18 protein-coding genes are annotated in these 16,648 nt (G+C 39.0%); 14 read left to right on the top strand and 4 right to left on the bottom strand.

The window, feature by feature from the left end; all coding sequences use genetic code 11:
• Position 1: 1 nt before the first annotated feature.
• Together AAEY68_RS03385 and AAEY68_RS03390 are read left to right on the top strand one after the other, a co-directional pair.
• Positions 2 to 649 (top strand): energy-coupling factor ABC transporter permease, encoded by a 648-nt coding sequence (locus AAEY68_RS03385; protein ID WP_350585469.1) that lies wholly within the window; start codon positions 2 to 4, stop codon positions 647 to 649.
• Complete coding sequence (locus AAEY68_RS03390) at positions 646 to 1,461, top strand: putative RNA methyltransferase (RefSeq protein ID WP_165721504.1); 816 nt, start codon at positions 646 to 648, stop codon at positions 1,459 to 1,461. The genes AAEY68_RS03385 and AAEY68_RS03390 overlap by 4 nt, the downstream gene beginning before the upstream one ends.
• Here AAEY68_RS03390 and yfbV read toward each other — a convergent pair.
• Entirely contained in the window at positions 1,458 to 1,904 is a 447-nt protein-coding gene (gene yfbV / locus AAEY68_RS03395; protein ID WP_007582569.1) for a terminus macrodomain insulation protein YfbV, read from the bottom strand. The genes AAEY68_RS03390 and yfbV overlap by 4 nt on opposite strands.
• Positions 1,905 to 2,188: 284 nt before the next feature.
• Between yfbV and AAEY68_RS03400 the strand changes: the two genes are divergently transcribed.
• From AAEY68_RS03400 to AAEY68_RS03430, 7 genes are all read left to right on the top strand, one after another.
• Positions 2,189 to 3,403 carry an acetate kinase gene (locus tag AAEY68_RS03400; RefSeq protein ID WP_165721503.1) on the top strand — a complete coding sequence of 405 codons (1,215 nt, stop codon included), beginning with the start codon at positions 2,189 to 2,191 and terminating at the stop codon, positions 3,401 to 3,403.
• A 1-nt stretch (position 3,404) separates the two neighbouring features.
• Entirely contained in the window at positions 3,405 to 5,564 is a 2,160-nt protein-coding gene (gene pta, locus AAEY68_RS03405; RefSeq protein WP_010554245.1) for a phosphate acetyltransferase, read from the top strand.
• A 226-nt stretch (positions 5,565 to 5,790) separates the two neighbouring features.
• Entirely contained in the window at positions 5,791 to 6,177 is a 387-nt protein-coding gene (locus tag AAEY68_RS03410; protein WP_024592533.1) for an ACT domain-containing protein, read from the top strand.
• Between the two features lie 3 nt (positions 6,178 to 6,180).
• Positions 6,181 to 6,678, top strand: a complete 498-nt coding sequence (locus AAEY68_RS03415; RefSeq protein WP_010554244.1) for a PTS glucose transporter subunit IIA — start codon at positions 6,181 to 6,183, stop codon at positions 6,676 to 6,678.
• Between the two features lie 4 nt (positions 6,679 to 6,682).
• Positions 6,683 to 7,027, top strand: a complete 345-nt coding sequence (locus AAEY68_RS03420) for an ArsC family reductase (RefSeq protein WP_024592532.1) — start codon at positions 6,683 to 6,685, stop codon at positions 7,025 to 7,027.
• A complete protein-coding gene (dapE, locus tag AAEY68_RS03425) occupies positions 7,027 to 8,157 on the top strand; it encodes a succinyl-diaminopimelate desuccinylase (RefSeq protein WP_350585471.1) in 1,131 nt (376 codons plus the stop codon). The genes AAEY68_RS03420 and dapE overlap by 1 nt, the downstream gene beginning before the upstream one ends.
• Complete coding sequence (locus AAEY68_RS03430) at positions 8,157 to 8,843, top strand: M15 family metallopeptidase (RefSeq protein WP_024592531.1); 687 nt, start codon at positions 8,157 to 8,159, stop codon at positions 8,841 to 8,843. Before dapE ends, AAEY68_RS03430 begins: the two co-directional genes overlap by 1 nt.
• Before the next feature lie 19 nt (positions 8,844 to 8,862).
• Here AAEY68_RS03430 and AAEY68_RS03435 read toward each other — a convergent pair whose 3' ends face one another.
• Positions 8,863 to 9,732 carry a DMT family transporter gene (locus AAEY68_RS03435; RefSeq protein ID WP_024590438.1) on the bottom strand — a complete coding sequence of 290 codons (870 nt, stop codon included), beginning with the start codon at positions 9,730 to 9,732 and terminating at the stop codon, positions 8,863 to 8,865.
• A 515-nt stretch (positions 9,733 to 10,247) separates the two neighbouring features.
• Here AAEY68_RS03435 and AAEY68_RS03440 point away from each other — a divergent pair.
• From AAEY68_RS03440 to AAEY68_RS03455, 4 genes are all read left to right on the top strand, one after another.
• Positions 10,248 to 11,612: a COG3014 family protein gene (locus AAEY68_RS03440; RefSeq protein WP_024592530.1), complete on the top strand. Its 1,365-nt coding sequence runs from the start codon at positions 10,248 to 10,250 to the stop codon at positions 11,610 to 11,612.
• Between the two features lie 273 nt (positions 11,613 to 11,885).
• Complete coding sequence (locus AAEY68_RS03445) at positions 11,886 to 12,311, top strand: YcfL family putative periplasmic lipoprotein (protein WP_007582549.1); 426 nt, start codon at positions 11,886 to 11,888, stop codon at positions 12,309 to 12,311.
• An 11-nt stretch (positions 12,312 to 12,322) separates the two neighbouring features.
• A complete protein-coding gene (gene lpoB, locus AAEY68_RS03450) occupies positions 12,323 to 12,943 on the top strand; it encodes a penicillin-binding protein activator LpoB (RefSeq protein ID WP_007375407.1) in 621 nt (206 codons plus the stop codon).
• A 178-nt stretch (positions 12,944 to 13,121) separates the two neighbouring features.
• On the top strand, positions 13,122 to 13,589 hold the full coding sequence (locus tag AAEY68_RS03455) for an outer membrane lipoprotein (protein WP_165740185.1): 468 nt from the start codon (positions 13,122 to 13,124) through the stop codon (positions 13,587 to 13,589).
• Between the two features lie 380 nt (positions 13,590 to 13,969).
• Here the strand turns inward: AAEY68_RS03455 and AAEY68_RS03460 are convergent, their stop codons facing one another.
• Both AAEY68_RS03460 and AAEY68_RS03465 read right to left on the bottom strand, forming a co-directional pair.
• Positions 13,970 to 15,187, bottom strand: a complete 1,218-nt coding sequence (locus AAEY68_RS03460; protein WP_010554238.1) for a pyridoxal phosphate-dependent aminotransferase — start codon at positions 15,185 to 15,187, stop codon at positions 13,970 to 13,972.
• A 367-nt stretch (positions 15,188 to 15,554) separates the two neighbouring features.
• Positions 15,555 to 15,899, bottom strand: a complete 345-nt coding sequence (locus AAEY68_RS03465) for an Hpt domain-containing protein (protein WP_007582543.1) — start codon at positions 15,897 to 15,899, stop codon at positions 15,555 to 15,557.
• Positions 15,900 to 16,036: 137 nt separating this feature from the next.
• Here AAEY68_RS03465 and AAEY68_RS03470 point away from each other — a divergent pair, with 137 nt between their 5' ends.
• The gene (locus AAEY68_RS03470) at positions 16,037 to 16,633 is read left to right on the top strand and encodes a tRNA-uridine aminocarboxypropyltransferase (RefSeq protein ID WP_024590433.1); all 597 of its coding nucleotides are present in this window, start codon (positions 16,037 to 16,039) and stop codon (positions 16,631 to 16,633) included.
• The last annotated feature ends 15 nt before the right edge of the window (positions 16,634 to 16,648 follow it).

Raw genomic sequence — 16,648 nt, forward strand, 5'->3', positions numbered from 1 at the left:
TATGCTCAACCTAACAATACAGGGGCTACTTTGGGCTCTTGTAATTATTATTGCTCTATTAAGCTTTGATAAAAAAACATATAAAACATTGCTTAATACGCCAGTCCGTCAAACTGGCGTACTTGCGTGTGCGTTAGTGTTTGCAGTGCTTTGGCGAATAAAGGCTGGCATTTTAACTGGCCTTGATTTACACATACTAGGTGTTACGGCTGCTACATTAATTTTAGGCTGGCGGTTGACTATTTTAAGTAGCCTACTTGCCACAGCCCTACTCGCTGCCTTTGGTCAAATTGAACTTGAGCTGTTACCAGTACAACTGCTTATTGGTGCGTTTATTCCTATTTTATTGAGCTATCTTGGCTTTATAATTAGTTACCAATATTTACCTCGTCATTTTTTTGTTTATATATTTGTTTGTGCGTTTATAACCGCAGGATTTATAGCCTGTATAAAAATAGGCCTAGGTGCTTTATTTTACTTAGCTATAGGGCAATACAATTGGCAAGAACTTGCAGATAACTACGTTTATTTAAGTGCCATAATTTGGTTTCCTGAAGCAATGCTCAACGGCATGGCTATAACAATTATGATCACCTATCGCCCGCATTGGGTAAAAACTTTTTACGATAAGGACTACCTAGGCTCATGAGTCTTGAATATCAATGCCCGCTTTGTAACCTAGCACTTTTGAAAACTGATTCAACACTTCGTTGTGCTAACAACCACAGCTTTGATTTTGCTAAAGAAGGCTATGTTAATTTATTGCCTGTGCAACAGAAAAATTCAAAACAACCGGGTGATTCACTTGAAATGGTACAAGCCAGACGTGCATTTTTAGAGCGTGGATACTACCGCTTTTTACAACAAAATCTTAGCGATTTAGTCGGTCGAATAAGTGCGAATACTATTATTGATTTAGGATGCGGTGAAGGGTTTTATACCCAAGCAATCGCGAATAAAACAAATGCTGTTGTATACGGTGTCGACATTTCAAAATCAGCGGTTAAATATGCAGCAAAGCGCTACCCTAATTGCCATTTTAGTGTGGCATCAATCAGCCAAGCCCCCTTTAAAAGCCAATTTGCTGATGTACTTGTTAGCGTATTTGCACCTTTATTTGAGCAAGAGCTTGAACGCCTAGCAAATCAAAACGCAACATTAGTGGTTGCAAGCCCAGGACCTTGTCATTTAAAAGAGCTAAAATCGTATATATATTCAGAAGTAAACGAACATACTGAAATAGCCACTCCAAAAGGGTTTCAAAAATCAGAGCAGATCCTTTTAACAGAGCATGTAGCGCTTAGCTTTACTGATATTAAAAACTTAATAATGATGACGCCATTTGCATGGAAATTTAGACCCGAGCACTGGACAGCACTCGAAGAAAAAGGTGAACACACTGTCACCTTATCATTTTATATTACTCAGTTTACCAAAATAGATAATGATGTAACTCTCTAAAACTGCTCTTTAGTAAACGCCCTGTCCATTTTATCAAACATATCTTTAAGTAAATTGGCAAGCTCCATATAACGGGGCTTGTTTTCACTTAACTGCGTTTGATATCCATTAGCTGCCATTTTAGTGTACAGCTCGTTATACCATTTTTGCATCGCAGGCTCTAAAGGCGTTTGCGCCCGCTTACCCAACCAAAATAGGCCTTGTAATGGTAAAGATATAAAAAATAATGCACTTGCAATGGCTTGCGGTAAAAAATCAGAACCCAAGTAATTTAGCTGAAAAAACAATGTTAGCATGGCTAAGATTGGCATTACTGTAATGGCAAGCTCAGTCGCTCTAATTACTCTAAACTCTAAAAACAAAGGCGCAAGCTCTTTGCGCATTGGCCATTTTTTACCATACAAACGGCCAGTTTGTAATTGTGACATCACACTTTTTTGCATCATGACTCCTCACAGATACTGCTTTTAAATACAATGGAAAAACGAGCTATACTCAAAGTGTAACACAAAATGAAAGAGTTACACTTTCTCAGTAAAACAGCTTAAATTTACCTTTTAATGGCGAACAATCCTAACTTAAACATCTTAATTAAGGTAAAGTAATTAACATTGCGTTAACCACTTTGCAATTGAACATTCAATTGTTTTAGCTTTATTTAATACCGTAAGTGTAACGATTACGTATTAACGTTTACTTACTAAATTTGTTTATGGAAATTGAATCTATGCCAACAACCCCTCCTGAATCACAACACGTTTTAGTTTTAAATTGTGGTAGCTCTAGCTTAAAGTTTGCCATTATTGATGCGAACGATGGTCACGAAATCATTTCAGGTCTTGCTGAACGCTTAGGCGACAAATCGCCCTCTATTAAATACAAATTTAATGGTACTAAAACAGTTATCGACTTAGCGGCTAATCAAGCACATGCTGAGGCTATAAATACGCTTGTAAGCTTAATAAAAGATCACAACTTAGACGAGCAACTTATCGCAGTGGGCCATCGTGTTGTACATGGCGGCGAGCACTTTACGCAATCGGTATTGATTGACGAAAAAGTAATTGCAGGCATTACACAGTCTGCAACGCTTGCGCCGCTTCATGGGCACGCTAATTTACTAGGTATTTCATCGGCGCAGGCATCGTTTGAAGGTTTGCCACAAGTCGCGGTGTTTGATACTGCATTCCACCAAACTATGAATGAAGTTGCCTTTCTTTACGCTCTTCCATATAAGTTGTACACCGAGTTTGGTGTTAGGCGTTATGGTTTTCACGGCACAAGTCATTTTTATGTTGCAGGGCAAACAGCAAAGCTGCTAAAGCAACCTATCGAGCAAAGCAATTTTATTAGTGCCCACTTAGGTAACGGTTGTTCTGTATGCGCTATTAAAAATGGTAAGAGTGTTGATACCAGCATGGGACTAACGCCTCTAGAGGGGCTGATAATGGGCACACGTAGCGGCGATATTGACCCTGGTTTATTTAACTTTTTAACCACTCAACTTGATTACACAGCCCAGCAAATTGATAACCTACTAAATCAAAAAAGTGGCTTGTTAGGTATTAGCGAGCTTTCTAACGATTGCCGTACCATTGAAGAAGCCGCTTTGGCCGGGAATAAAAAAGCGATACTCGCAATTGAAATGTTTTGCTACCGACTTTCAAAACAAATCGCGGCGTATATGGTGCCATTACAGCGCCTTGATGCTGTTATATTTACTGGTGGTATTGGTGAAAACTCAGATATTATTCGTGAAAAAGTAATTACACAACTTGCCTTTTTAGGCATTAATTGTAATCCGCAAGCCAACCTCAATGCGCGCTTTGGTCAAGAAGGCGTTATTAGCTGTAAAAATTCACACGTCAAAGCAGTAGTAATGCCAACTAATGAAGAATGGGTTATTGCCCTTGATGCTGCAAATATTGTAAAGGAGCTTTAATATGGCACGTCGTATTATGTTAATTCCTGTTTCTACCGGTGTGGGTTTAACGTCGGTATCAGTTGGTTTAGTGCGTGCACTTGAACAAAAAACAGTTAAAGTTAACTTTTTTAAACCAATAGCTCAGCCACGTTCAGGTGAAACAGGCCCTGAAAAATCAACGCAAATAGTCACTCAAGGCTCACCTATTAACCCACCAATGCCTTTTGCACTTGATTATGCTGAGCAAATGATTGGCGACGGTAAAGGTGATGACCTACTAGAGGAAATTGTTGAACGCTTTGAAAGTAAAATAAACGACGACGAAGTCGCTATTATTGAAGGTATGGTACCTACTCGTCGCCAACCTTATGCTGGGCGTGTAAACCGCGAAATTGCGCAAACACTCGGCGCCGAAATTGTATTTGTACTTACCCCAGGTAATTACACCATTACTCAAATAGAAGACCGCCTTGAAATTGCAGCAGGTAACTATGGTGGTATCGATCACCCTCGCGTACTGGGCTGTATTTTTAATAAAGTAAATGCGCCACTTGATGAAGAAGGTCGTGCACGCGCCGATTTAGTCGATGCCTATAAACCTGAAGAGCTTGAAAACGAGTTAAATCGTTTAGCATCCCTACCTATTTTTAAAAAAAATCCGTTTATGTTACTTGGTGCAATCCCGTGGGATTTTGACTTAGTAGCGCCGCGCGTAAAAGACTTAAGCGCATACTTAAAAGCCACGATTATTAACGAAGGCGATATGCTTCATCGTCGTCTGCGCCGTATTACTTTTTGTGCTCGTACGGTTTCAAATATTTTAAATTATTTTACGCCAGGCGCTTTATTAGTAACACCGGGCGATCGCTCTGACATACTTGTTGCTGCGTGCTTATCTGCTATGAACGGCACTAAACTTGGCGCTATATTACTCACCGGTGGTTTTGAGCCAGAGCCACGTATTATGGCCTTGTGTGAGCAAGCCATGCAAACCGGTTTGCCAATACTCGCAACCGATGCAGACACGTGGCGTACATCATTACTACTGCATAACTTTAATATGGAAGTACCAAATGATGATGACCAACGTATTGAAAAAGTAAAAGATCACAACGCAGAGCATATCAATTCAAGCTGGCTAGATACTCTAGCTAAAAGTGTAGGTAAAACTCGTAAGTTATCACCACCCGCATTTCGTTACTTACTTACCACTAAAGCGCGTAAAGCAGGTAAAACTGTGGTTCTACCAGAAGGTAATGAACCTCGTACAATTAAAGCGGCTGCTATTTGTGGTCAACGCGGAATTGCTAAAACTATATTACTAGGCGATCGCGAAGAAATAATGCGTATTGCACAGCAGCAAGGTATTGAGCTAAACGAACATGTAAGTATTATCGAGCCAAAAAGTATTATTAATGATTATATTGCGCCTATGGTCGAAATTCGTAAAAGCAAAGGCCTAACTGCCGTAGTAGCACAAGAGCAACTACAAGATAACGTCGTACTCGGTACAATGATGCTTGAGCAAGGTAAAGTAGACGGTTTAGTATCGGGCGCAGTAAACACTACGGCAAATACAATTCGCCCACCACTGCAATTGATTAAAACAGCACCAGGGTCATCACTAGTATCATCTGTATTTTTTATGCTACTGCCTGACCAAGTATTAGTTTACGGTGACTGTGCGATTAACCCAGACCCTAATGCTGAACAACTTGCAGACATAGCGATTCAATCTGCCGACTCTGCAGCTGCATTTGGCATAGAGCCGCGTGTTGCCATGATCAGCTACAGCACGGGCACTTCTGGTACAGGTGCCGATGTTGAAAAAGTACGTGAAGCCACAAAAATAGCAAAACAAAAACGTCCTGATCTAATTATCGACGGCCCACTACAATACGATGCCGCTATAATGGAAAACGTAGCACTTAAAAAAGCACCTAACAGCCCTGTAGCCGGTAAAGCGACTGTATTTATATTCCCAGATTTAAATACGGGTAATACCACGTATAAAGCAGTACAACGTAGTGCCGACTTGATAAGTATTGGCCCTATGCTGCAAGGTATGCGTAAACCTGTAAACGATTTAAGCCGTGGTGCATTAGTTGATGATATTGTGTATACAATCGCCTTAACTGCCATTCAGGCAGCTCAAACAGAAGCGCTAATTACTCATTAAACGTAACGTGTGCTTTTTATAGCCTAGCTATTATTTATTTAATAATTAACTAGTTAGGTTATTTATACCCTGCAACCCCCATACTTATCCACAGAAATTGTGGGTAAGTTTTTACTCCCTTCTTTTATCTACTTATTTACTGCTGAGTTAGTCGTTGTTACACCTTTAATTTAAAGCCAATAATCTATACTATAAAGCTATCAATATTGCTGTTCGCAGGCTTTTAATGTCAAAACAAACATTACAATTACACAGCACCATTTTATCTATACACAGTTTAGATGTAGATGCCGACATACCTGCGGCACTTTTAAAGCAATCTTTGTTTTTTATTTCTAAAACCCATGATGAACTTTCAATTGTATGCCCAAGCGATTTTGAAGTAAAAAGCCTGGATACCGAACCCGACTGGCAAGCTTTAGAGGTTGTAGGTCCACTTGGCTTTTCGTTAACCGGAATTATGGCTAATATTTCAGGGGTATTAGCGCGCGCTAAAATTTCTATCTTTTCAATTTCAACCTACGATACTGATTATATTCTCATAAAAAAACACACTGCAGAAAATGCTATTTCCGCTTTAAAAAAAGAGGGTTATAACGTGGTGGGAAACTAACTTATGAAAGCTCAAAAAATTGACTATTTAGCTCAAAATAAAACGCCTCTTAATGCAATAAATATAACCAGCCCATTTACAGGTAAAGTAATTGCACTGAAAGAGCATCCAGAACCTTTTTTTCGTTTTGGCACTCTGGGCCCAGGTATTATGGTGCAACTAACAAGTCATAAAATTTTAGCACCGTTTGATGGAACTTTATTACAAGTAAAAAATGCAGGTACTGAGTTTATTCTACAAGCTAATAATGGTCTAAAAGTCTTGATTAACTTAACCATTTTTGATTCGCAATCAATTACGCATACCCATATTGCGCAACTCAATGGTAGCAAAATATGCAAAGGTCAACGCCTTGCTTATTTTGATTTACGAGAACTTGATACTCCAATGCTTGCTAGTTTAATTTTACTAAACGGCCATAACCTTGGCACATTTCATTACTCGCATTCGCATGTAAATGCGGGTGAAGACACCCTATTAACTATTATTAAGAAGAACTAGATTTATGATCACTCTATACGGTATTAGCAACTGCGATACGATAAAAAAAGCTAAAAAACATTTAACTGATAACAACATCGAATTTACGTTTCATGACTACCGCAAAGATGGCGTAAATGAGCAAATGGTGAGTGAATTTGCAGACAAGCTCGATTGGGAACAACTCGTTAATAAACGTGGAACAACTTATCGCGCATTAACTGATGAGCAAAAACAAAGCCTAACTAAAGAAAGTGCTATCCCATTGTTGGTTGAACAACCTGCCATGATCAAACGTCCAGTACTGGTAAACAATGGCAGTTACCATTTAGGTTTTAAAGCAGCTCAATACGACGAGATTTTTAAATAATGACTAATGACGTAATTCAACTCGCCCAAGCGCTAATCCAACGTGAATCGGTAACGCCCGAAGATGCTGGCTGCCAACAAATGATAAACGATCGCCTTGCTGCGGTTGGTTTTAATATAGAATCATTATTTTTTACCGACACACTTAATACTTGGGCTCGAAAAGGCACACAATCGCCGCACTTTTGTTTTGCTGGTCACACCGACGTTGTACCAACAGGCCCTGAAAAAAATTGGCAACACCCGCCGTTTTCAGGATTAATAAAAGACGGCCTATTACACGGGCGTGGCGCTGCCGATATGAAAGGCTCATTAGCCGCAATGCTAGTAGCAACAGAGCGTTTTGTTACTAAACATCCAGATCATAAAGGCTCTATTTCTTTTTTAATCACCTCTGACGAAGAAGGACCGTTTATAAACGGCACAACACGTGTAATAGATACACTAGAAGCCCGTGGTGAAAAAATAGATATGTGCCTAGTAGGCGAACCCTCATCACGAGATGTATTAGGCGATGTTGTTAAAAATGGCCGAAGAGGCTCACTTACCGCTTACCTAACCGTTAAGGGCGTACAAGGGCATGTAGCCTACCCTCATTTAGCACGAAATCCAATTCATCTAGCAACGCCTGCACTTACTGAGCTTAGCCAAACGGTGTGGGATAACGGTAATGAATACTTCCCAGCTACTAGCTTTCAAATTTCGAATATTAATGGTGGCACAGGTGCTGGTAACGTGATCCCGGGTGAACTAGAAGTACAGTTTAACTTTAGATTTAGCACGCAAGTAACACATGAGCAATTACAGCAACGAGTGAACGATATTTTACAAAAGCATGACTTAAATTATGAATTAAGTTGGATAGTAAATGGCTTGCCTTTTATTACCGAGCACGGCCCACTTGTTGACGCCACCGTTAAAGCGATTAAATCAGTAACCGGTTTAACTACGAATCTAGAAACTACCGGCGGCACATCTGACGGTCGCTTTATTGCACAAACAGGCGCTAAAGTAATTGAACTTGGCCCACGTAACGCCACTATTCATAAAGTAGATGAATGCGTAAGTACCGATGATTTAATAGCCCTTACCGACATTTACGAGCAAATACTAGAGCAACTTTTAACATAATGGATGTTACTAAACCAACACCAATACTGTGTATCACAGGGCAAAGTGATACACATTTAACTGATATACAAAATCATCGCTTGCACAGCGCTATTATCAGCGACTTTTTAGCGCTGCAAAGTGCAGCACAAAAAGCAGGATTTGAGCTTACTATTGCCTCAAGTTTTCGCGACTTTAATCGTCAATCAATTATTTGGAATAATAAGTTTTTAGGTATTCGACCTGTTTATAATAAACAGCAAAAGGTTGTAGATTTAACTAAATTAAATGATGTAGATAAATGCATAGCAATAATGCTTTACTCTGCATTACCTGGGGCAAGCAGGCACCATTTAGGCACCGATTTAGATGTGTTTGATAAAGCTGCGGTAAGTGATGATTATAAACTACAGCTAACACCTGATGAATACCTGCAAGGTGGGCCGTTTGCGCCTTTAAGTAATTGGCTTGATACTAACTTAGATAAATTTGGCTTTTATCGCCCTTACCAGCATGATTTAGGTGGTGTCGCACCTGAGCTTTGGCATATAAGCCATATTAAGCAATCGCAATTATTAGTGAATAAGCTTACCGAGCAAGTACTTTTTGAATGCATAAAAAACAGTGAACTACAGGGTAAGCAGGCAATACTTGATAACTTACCCGCTATTTATACACGCTTTGTAACGAACGTTAGTCCGCCATAAAGAACTTGTTTAAGTGGTATCACACCTTCTTTTTATTTAAGATAAATACCAGCACAGCCCCTAATATTAACGAGCTTGCTACTATAAATTCCATTGTTACCTGCTCTGATAAAAACAAGACCCCGGCAACGGCTGCAAGTACAGGTACACAAAGCTGCACAACAGCAGCTTGGGTACTTTTAAGCAGTGGCATAGCCACATACCAAACACTGTAACCAATTCCAGACGCTATCGCACCCGAGGCACATGCAAGCAAAACCCCTTCAATACTCATATTTTTTAAATAACTCATACCAACAAGTAATAAAACAGGGATAGCCACTAAGCTTCTTATAAAGTTAAACCCTGTAGTACGCAGTGGCGATACACACACTTTACCTCTAATGCTATAAATACCCCATGCCACACCACTGAGTGCCATAAGTGATGCACCTAATAATGACGGTACAGCAGCAGATGGCAGCATTAGATATACAAACCCACCTAGCGCCACTATAAACGCGCACCACTGAAGCACACTCAACTGCTCTTTTTGATATATACCCCAGCCAATCATAGTGAGTTGCACGGCTGAAAACAAAATCAATGCACCGGTGCCTGTATCTAGCTCTACGTATGCAATCGAAAAACAAAGTGCATAAACTAATAGGCTTATACTGCTTCGCCAGCTTCCTTTATCACTTAAAATAGCGGGATTAAATGTGCCTTTTCGTTTTAAATTATGAGTATAAATAGCCATTATAATGCCCAAACACGCAGCACCACTGAGTAAGCGAATAACTGTAAAGTTCCAAGCATCTATATAACCTTCGGCTAAAGCCATTCTGCAAAAAAGAGAATTTGCAGCAAACGCAATTAAAGCAATGATTGTGTACAACGTAGCTTTCAAAAAAATTCCTTAGCAATAAAAACAAATTACAACGTTATTTCAATTAATTAACTAATTAACCTACTAAGCTAAAAACATTGTCATAAGCGCCTATAAAACCGCTTAATGAGCAGCACATTTAAACAGGATTGGTATAACTGTGCAAAGAGAGTATTTAGTTTTAATAAATTAGATCATTTATACTCAAATCTTAGCCGCATTTGCAAAATACGGTGTCTACAACACAAGATATCCTTTTAGTATTTTTCGTATACGACTTAGTGAATAGCAATTACTTCATTTAAAAAATTCATTTATCATTACGCTTTAGGGATCATTGTATTCAATAAGACCAATAAAGTACCTTAAGCATTTCAATATTGTTACCCAACAAGAAAATTCACACTTTGTTCACCAATGTCATTTTATATTTCTTTATTAGCAGGCAGTTTTACTCTACGATTTTTTACAATATTTCACACATTTAGCTAAAAATAATATGTTAATGTATACAGGTGAATTGAGAGGAGTGCGCAGTGCGCCTAAGTATAATTTTAAGCTTTTGTTGTATTTTAAGTGGGTGTAGCACAATGGGCTTTAATGACCTATTTAATGACTATGCCACGCAAATGACACCAATAAGAAATGCGATCGAGAAAAACAATATCGAAGAAGCGCAATCCCTTATTGCCAATAATAGCACCATGCACAGCAGCTACTTACTCAACCAACTTGAGCAAGCTCGCTTAAACGACTTAGCCAATACGCCACAAGAGGCACAAAGTAAATTTGAGAACGTGTATACACAAATGCAAAAAAAACGCGAAGCCGCCAAAATACAAGTAAGTGCGGGGCTTGAGCAAAGCAATGCGTTATTTACTAACGACTCAGCAATTACTTATGTACCACCGGCTTACGAAATGAGTATGCTTCATAGTTATAAAGCACTTAACTACGTGTATAAAAATGATGTAGAAGGCGCTTTGGTCGAAATTCGCCGTGCTAATAAAGTACAAGTTGATGCACTAAGCGAAAATAAAACAGATGGCGACTCAACAGTTAAGGAAGCGCAGCAGCACTACCCTAGCATGGGCAATGTAACCAGAGATGTAAAAAATGGCTTTCAAAATGCCTACACATTTTATTTATCTGCTTTGCTTTACCAAAGTGCTAAACAGTATGACGATGCTTATATTGATTATAAAAAAGCACTGGCTATACAACCTAACAATATTTATTTACAGCAGGACGTAATGCGCCTTGCTAAAAAACAAGGGTTTGACCAAGACCTAAGCGAATTTAAAAAACGTTTTAGTGATGCACCCACAATTTCTACAACGCAAGGCGAAGTAATTGTTTTATTTGAACAAGGCTTAGTACCAAAACAAGATGAATTTAAACTGCGCTTACCAATTTATTCATCACGCGGCGATGCACGCTTTTACAGCCTTGCAATGCCAGTATATAAAGATAATGCCTATGTGCGCCGCCTTAATAATATAAACTTAGATGCACAAAGCTTAGAGCTGAGCCCATTAGTACACATTGAAGCACTTGCAGCAAAAACATTAGAAGATCAAATACCTGCAAAAGTAGCTCGCCAAGTGCTTAGATTAGTAGCTAAAGAGAAAGTGCGTGCAGAGCTTGCTCGCAGTGCCGGTGATGTAGGTAACATACTTGCTAATATTTATAATTTGGCGTCTGAGCAAGCTGATACACGTAGCTGGCTTACACTTCCAAATCAAATAAGTGTTGCAAGGCAAAGCCTAAATACAGGTGAGCATTCTTTGCATATAGGCACACAAGCACCTATAAATTTTACCGTTAGTAAGCAAGGGTTAACGTTAATTTACTTAACCTCCGTTAATAACTACTTTAATTACCACGTAGTTCAACTATAGGGCCTATTGACCTTTCGAGGTTAAATTTACAGCAGTATGTTTGGTTTTTAGGCAAAGCAGAGCCTATGTAATGTGGTTGTTCCCCATAAATAGGTGATAACGCAGCATAAATGCCAAACATGCGCTGCCCTTTGGGTTCGTCCTAGGGGCGATTGACTCTTTGTTGCTCGGTTTTTACTTAGTCCACTAGGTTACAAACCTCGCGCCTCGATTAAATCGCCACTAGATAAAATAAATTTTAATCCACAAAGGTCAATAGGCCCAGGAGCCATCATGAAATACATAGCGCCATTATTAGCAGTCTTAATGCTCAGTGCATGTTCCAGCAAACCGGTTACATCGGGTATTTCTGTTGAACAAAATAAAAATCAGTTTAATGAGCAATTACGTGTAGATAACCCAGAGCTCGGTAAAAAGCTGGCCATTACTGATGTTAAAACACGTCAAACCAACCAGTTAACCGATGTAGTAGTGACACTTTCGAGCCAGTATAAAAAATCACAGTATTTGCAGTATCAATTTAATTGGTTTGATAAAGACGGCTTTGTTATTAAAGGCAATCATTCACCTTGGCAAGCACTCACCTTATTTGGTTTTGCAAAAACACAATTACCGGGCTTAGCACCTAGCTCTGATGCGGTTACCTTTTCTTTAGCAGTAAGAGAAGTGTCTACCGAATCACAAGAATTTAAAGATTAAAGGAAACAACCATGATCATCAGTAACAAATTTAAAACAGCATCAACTTACGCTTTAGTTGGCTTGAGCGCTTTAGTATTAAGTGGCTGTGCTAATAAAGCCGTAGTAAGTTATGGCGATGCACAAGCAGTAGAAACAACAGATATTAATTTTGGTTCTACCGACTTACAAAAAGTAGCGAGCCAAATGACCGACTCATTACTCAGCTCACCTGTTGTTGGCACAATGACCGCTAATAAACGCCCTGTAGTATTTGTTGAGCGTATTAAAAATAAAACCAGCGAGCACATTGATACAGAATCAATCACCGATTCAATCTCAACACAAATGCTACGCAGCGGTAAGTTCCGTTTTGTAGATATGACCCGTGTTGAGTCAGTACGTGAGCAATTAACGTTTCAAAATGAAGATGCTCTTGTTAACCCTGCAACAGCCGTTGCATTTGGTAAACAAATTGGTGCGCAATATATGTTATACGGAAACTTATCAAGCATCGTTAAATCAAATGCCGATAAATCAGACGTATACTACAAATTTACAATGCGTTTAATGGATATGGAAAGCGGCCTAGTTGAGTGGGCAGACGAAACTGAAATTCGTAAAACTAAAGAAAAATCAACCTTTGGCTGGTAGCCAATACCAATCTGCTTATATATGGGGTCTATTTAACGTTAAGAAAATTACGCTAGTACTAGGCAAAAATTTTTGTATTTAGTTGTTCTAAATAAAAAATTTTTAACGACGTTATAGCGCAATTTAATTCGTTAAATTGATCAAAGATTTATGCAGGTTGGTATAAAAGGAGCAAGTTATGAAAGCAATTACTGTAATTATATGCGCTTTACTTACAATAAGCGCGCCTACGTTTGCTAAATACGAGCGCAATAAAGCAGTCCCTGTGCAGCAAGTTTTATTTGGTGGCGTAAAATCGGTACGCAATATTACCGAGCAAGAAATCATTCAAGACAAAAACAACGGCTGGCAAACCTTTGGTGGTGCATTACTCGGCGGCGTAGTAGGCAACCAGTTTGGTGGTGGTAGCGGCCGTACAGTAGCAACAATATTAGGTTCGGTAATTGGCGGCAGTGTTGCACATAATAGGCAGCAGCAAAGTCATTATCAGCAAAATCACTTTGTAGAGTTATTAATACAAGTTGAAAATGGCGACCAGTTTATGGTTGTTCAAGATCAGGACCAATCAATGCGTTTTAGCAAAGGCGATAACGTAAGATTAGTGTACTTGAACGACAACACAGTGCGTGTAGATAAAGCGTACTAGGCCGTGCTGAACTTTGGTGGTTGAATTTGCAGCAGAATGTTTGGTATTTAGACAAGGCAGAGCCTATGAAATGTGGTTTTTCCCTATAAATAGGCGATAACGCAGCATAAATGCCAAACATGCGCTGCCCGAAGGGTTCTGCCTAGCGGCAATTAACTCTTTGTTGCCTACATGGATGTAGGTAAGGGGCGTGAGCAGGACGCGGAAGCTTTGCTCGGTTTTTACTTAGCCCACTAGGTTACAAACCTCGCTTCGCGATTTAATCGCCCCTAGATTGAACAAATTTCAATCCACAAAGATCAACACGCCCTGTTAATATATTCATGACTAAAGTAAAAAACGAGCCAAATTTGGCTCGTTTTTTTATTATTTTTTAATAACTATACTTGGCGATAATCTTTAAAAAAGCGCTTCATTTTTAACATCGCATCCGATAAATCATCTTTGCTTGGTAAAAAGACCAACCTAAAATGATCAGGATCTGGCCAATTAAACGCCCTGCCATGCACAAGTAATATTTTTTCGGCTTTTAGCAAATCGTACATCATCTTTTCATCATCTTTGACGTTAAAAAGTGCTGTATCTACTTTGGCAAACGCATAGAGTGCGCCTTTAGGTTTTTTACAACTAATGCCTTCAATATCATTTAATCCACGCCATGCAATATCACGCTGCTCATATAAGCGCCCACCCGGGTTTATTAGACTATCAATTGATTGCACGCCGCCAAGTGCTTGTTGAATCGCATACTGCGCAGGTACATTGGCGCACAAACGCATAGATGAAAGAATTTCTAGGCCTTTGCGTAAATCATCCATTACCGAGGTACGACCGCTTAGAACCATCCACCCCATTCTCAGCCCCGCTGCACGGTATGTTTTTGCTAAACCATTAAAAGTAATAATAGGCACATCGTCGCAAAGTGAGCCGATTGAAGTATGCGTTATACCATCGTATAAAATCTTTTCGTAAATCTCATCGCTCAATAACAGCAGTTTATGTTCACGCGCTATATCAATTAATTGCATTAACAAATCATCACTGTAAACCGCACCAGTAGGATTATTAGGATTAATTAATACCAGAGCTTTAGTTTTAGACGTGATTTTACTTTTTATATCGGCAATGTCCGGAAACCAATCTTGCTCTTCATCACATAAATAATGCACGGGATTACCACCCGATAACGTGACCGAAGCAGTCCAAAGTGGATAATCTGGAGCAGGAATAAGCACTTCGTCGCCATTATTTAATAGCGCTTGGGTGATCATCTGAATAAGTTCGCTTACGCCATTACCAATATAAATGTTATCTACATCTAAATTATGTAATCCACGTTGTTGATAGTGTTGATAAATAGCCACGCGGGCAGAATAGAGGCCTTTAGAGTCACAGTAACCTTGGGCTGAATATAAGTTGCGGATAATATCTCGGTGCATATCTTCTGGCATATCAAAACCAAAAGCAGCCGGATTACCTATATTCAATTTTAATACTTTTTGACCTTCGTCTTCCATTTTTTTAGCTTGCGCTAAAACCGGCCCACGAATGTCATAACATACACCTTCTAATTTGTGACTCTTTTTAATATCAGACATTTTTACCTCTTTAGGGCGTATTGACTTTATGGATTAAATTTGTTCAACCTAGGGGCGATTTAATCGCGGCGCGAGATTTGTAACCTAGTGGGCTAAGTAAAAATTGAGTAACAAAGAAAAAATAGCCCCTAGGAAGAACCCTCTGGGCAATGCGTGTTTGGATTTTATGTGTTGTTATCGCCTATTTATGTGGAAAAACCACACTGCATAGGCTCTGCCTAACCTAAAAACCAAACACTCGTTGCAAATTCAATCCCGAAAGATCAACACGCCCTAGTGAGTCTTTAGACTAACCTAGTAAAGGCGTAAAATGCCAGCCTATTTAAACGCTTAATACTGAAATAAATTCACGTTTCAGTTTCAATAATTAACGAGATGCTAACCATTCATTTAGCTTAGCTTGAGAGCCTGTTACTTGAGCCATTAAGCTATTAGATGCGTCGATGGCTTCAGCTAAGTTATCTAGGTTTAAATTTTGTTCAATAACGCGAGATACTTCAGCAAGGCTTGAAGCACCAAACTGAGCAGCGTTAGATTTTAAGCTATGAGAATGACGAATCGCCGCTTCTCTGTCTTTTCCAATGGTTGCTAAAACTTCAGAGCCTAAACGCTCAAACTCCGAGCAGCAAAAATCAAGTGTATCAGCAAACTGCTCACCCAATAACGATTCCATACTCTCTAATGCTGATGTATCAATATTTATTTCTGTCATATTTTAAGCCCTTAAAACAATCCATGTAAATTACAGTTTAATAGTACTACTTTATATTGATGCGTAAAAAAAACCAACTTAATTACCTCATAAATGTATAATTGCGAGGATCATACTGGCAACAAAAAGTTTATTAAATGGCACGCACACTTTGTAATCATTGTAACTTTGCACTTAACACCTGTATTTGCAGCGCAATTACAAATATAAACAACAAAGTTAAGGTTATTATTCTACAGCACCCAAGCGAAGAAAAAATAGCAAAAAATACCGCTAAACTACTCAATTTGTGTCTAACTGATTGCCAAATAGTCAAAGGCGAAAATAATGACGACTTTTCTATTCTTAAATCACTGCCCGTAAGCTCAACTGTTTTGCTCTACCCTAACGAAAACGCTATTAATTTAGACGATAGCGCTGAGCAATCTAATATAAAAAACATCACCCATTTAATCGTGGTTGATGGTACATGGAAAAAAGCCTACAAAATTTTGCAGCTCACCACATTGCTAAATCAATTCAAAACGGTCAGTTTTAAACAGTTACCTAAAAATCGTTATGCTATTCGTAAAGCCCCTAGGGCTGACAGCCTATCCACACTTGAAGCTGTAGCGCATAGTTTGTTTTTAATAGAGCAGCTAAATCCTGCACCACTTTATAATGTGCTTGATGAATTAATACAAAAACAAACCCAACACATGCCCGAGCACGTAAAAGCACGTTACTTAGATTAAATTCGTTACTATATG

This window comes from Pseudoalteromonas sp. RB2-MNA-CIBAN-0110 (genome assembly GCF_040309305.1).
GTDB classification, from domain to species: domain Bacteria; phylum Pseudomonadota; class Gammaproteobacteria; order Enterobacterales; family Alteromonadaceae; genus Pseudoalteromonas; species Pseudoalteromonas arctica.

What these genes read in the sequence shown, in the direction of transcription:
- AAEY68_RS03385 (WP_350585469.1), top strand. Translation starts at nt 2, where the DNA reads ATGCTCAACCTAACAATACAGGGGCTACTTTGGGCTCTTGTAATTATT.
- AAEY68_RS03390 (WP_165721504.1), top strand. Translation starts at nt 646, where the DNA reads ATGAGTCTTGAATATCAATGCCCGCTTTGTAACCTAGCACTTTTGAAA.
- yfbV (WP_007582569.1), bottom strand. Translation starts at nt 1,904, where the DNA reads ATGCAAAAAAGTGTGATGTCACAATTACAAACTGGCCGTTTGTATGGT.
- AAEY68_RS03400 (WP_165721503.1), top strand. Translation starts at nt 2,189, where the DNA reads ATGCCAACAACCCCTCCTGAATCACAACACGTTTTAGTTTTAAATTGT.
- pta (WP_010554245.1), top strand. Translation starts at nt 3,405, where the DNA reads ATGGCACGTCGTATTATGTTAATTCCTGTTTCTACCGGTGTGGGTTTA.
- AAEY68_RS03410 (WP_024592533.1), top strand. Translation starts at nt 5,791, where the DNA reads ATGTCAAAACAAACATTACAATTACACAGCACCATTTTATCTATACAC.
- AAEY68_RS03415 (WP_010554244.1), top strand. Translation starts at nt 6,181, where the DNA reads ATGAAAGCTCAAAAAATTGACTATTTAGCTCAAAATAAAACGCCTCTT.
- AAEY68_RS03420 (WP_024592532.1), top strand. Translation starts at nt 6,683, where the DNA reads ATGATCACTCTATACGGTATTAGCAACTGCGATACGATAAAAAAAGCT.
- dapE (WP_350585471.1), top strand. Translation starts at nt 7,027, where the DNA reads ATGACTAATGACGTAATTCAACTCGCCCAAGCGCTAATCCAACGTGAA.
- AAEY68_RS03430 (WP_024592531.1), top strand. Translation starts at nt 8,157, where the DNA reads ATGGATGTTACTAAACCAACACCAATACTGTGTATCACAGGGCAAAGT.
- AAEY68_RS03445 (WP_007582549.1), top strand. Translation starts at nt 11,886, where the DNA reads ATGAAATACATAGCGCCATTATTAGCAGTCTTAATGCTCAGTGCATGT.
- lpoB (WP_007375407.1), top strand. Translation starts at nt 12,323, where the DNA reads ATGATCATCAGTAACAAATTTAAAACAGCATCAACTTACGCTTTAGTT.
- AAEY68_RS03455 (WP_165740185.1), top strand. Translation starts at nt 13,122, where the DNA reads ATGAAAGCAATTACTGTAATTATATGCGCTTTACTTACAATAAGCGCG.
- AAEY68_RS03460 (WP_010554238.1), bottom strand. Translation starts at nt 15,187, where the DNA reads ATGTCTGATATTAAAAAGAGTCACAAATTAGAAGGTGTATGTTATGAC.
- AAEY68_RS03465 (WP_007582543.1), bottom strand. Translation starts at nt 15,899, where the DNA reads ATGACAGAAATAAATATTGATACATCAGCATTAGAGAGTATGGAATCG.
- AAEY68_RS03470 (WP_024590433.1), top strand. Translation starts at nt 16,037, where the DNA reads ATGGCACGCACACTTTGTAATCATTGTAACTTTGCACTTAACACCTGT.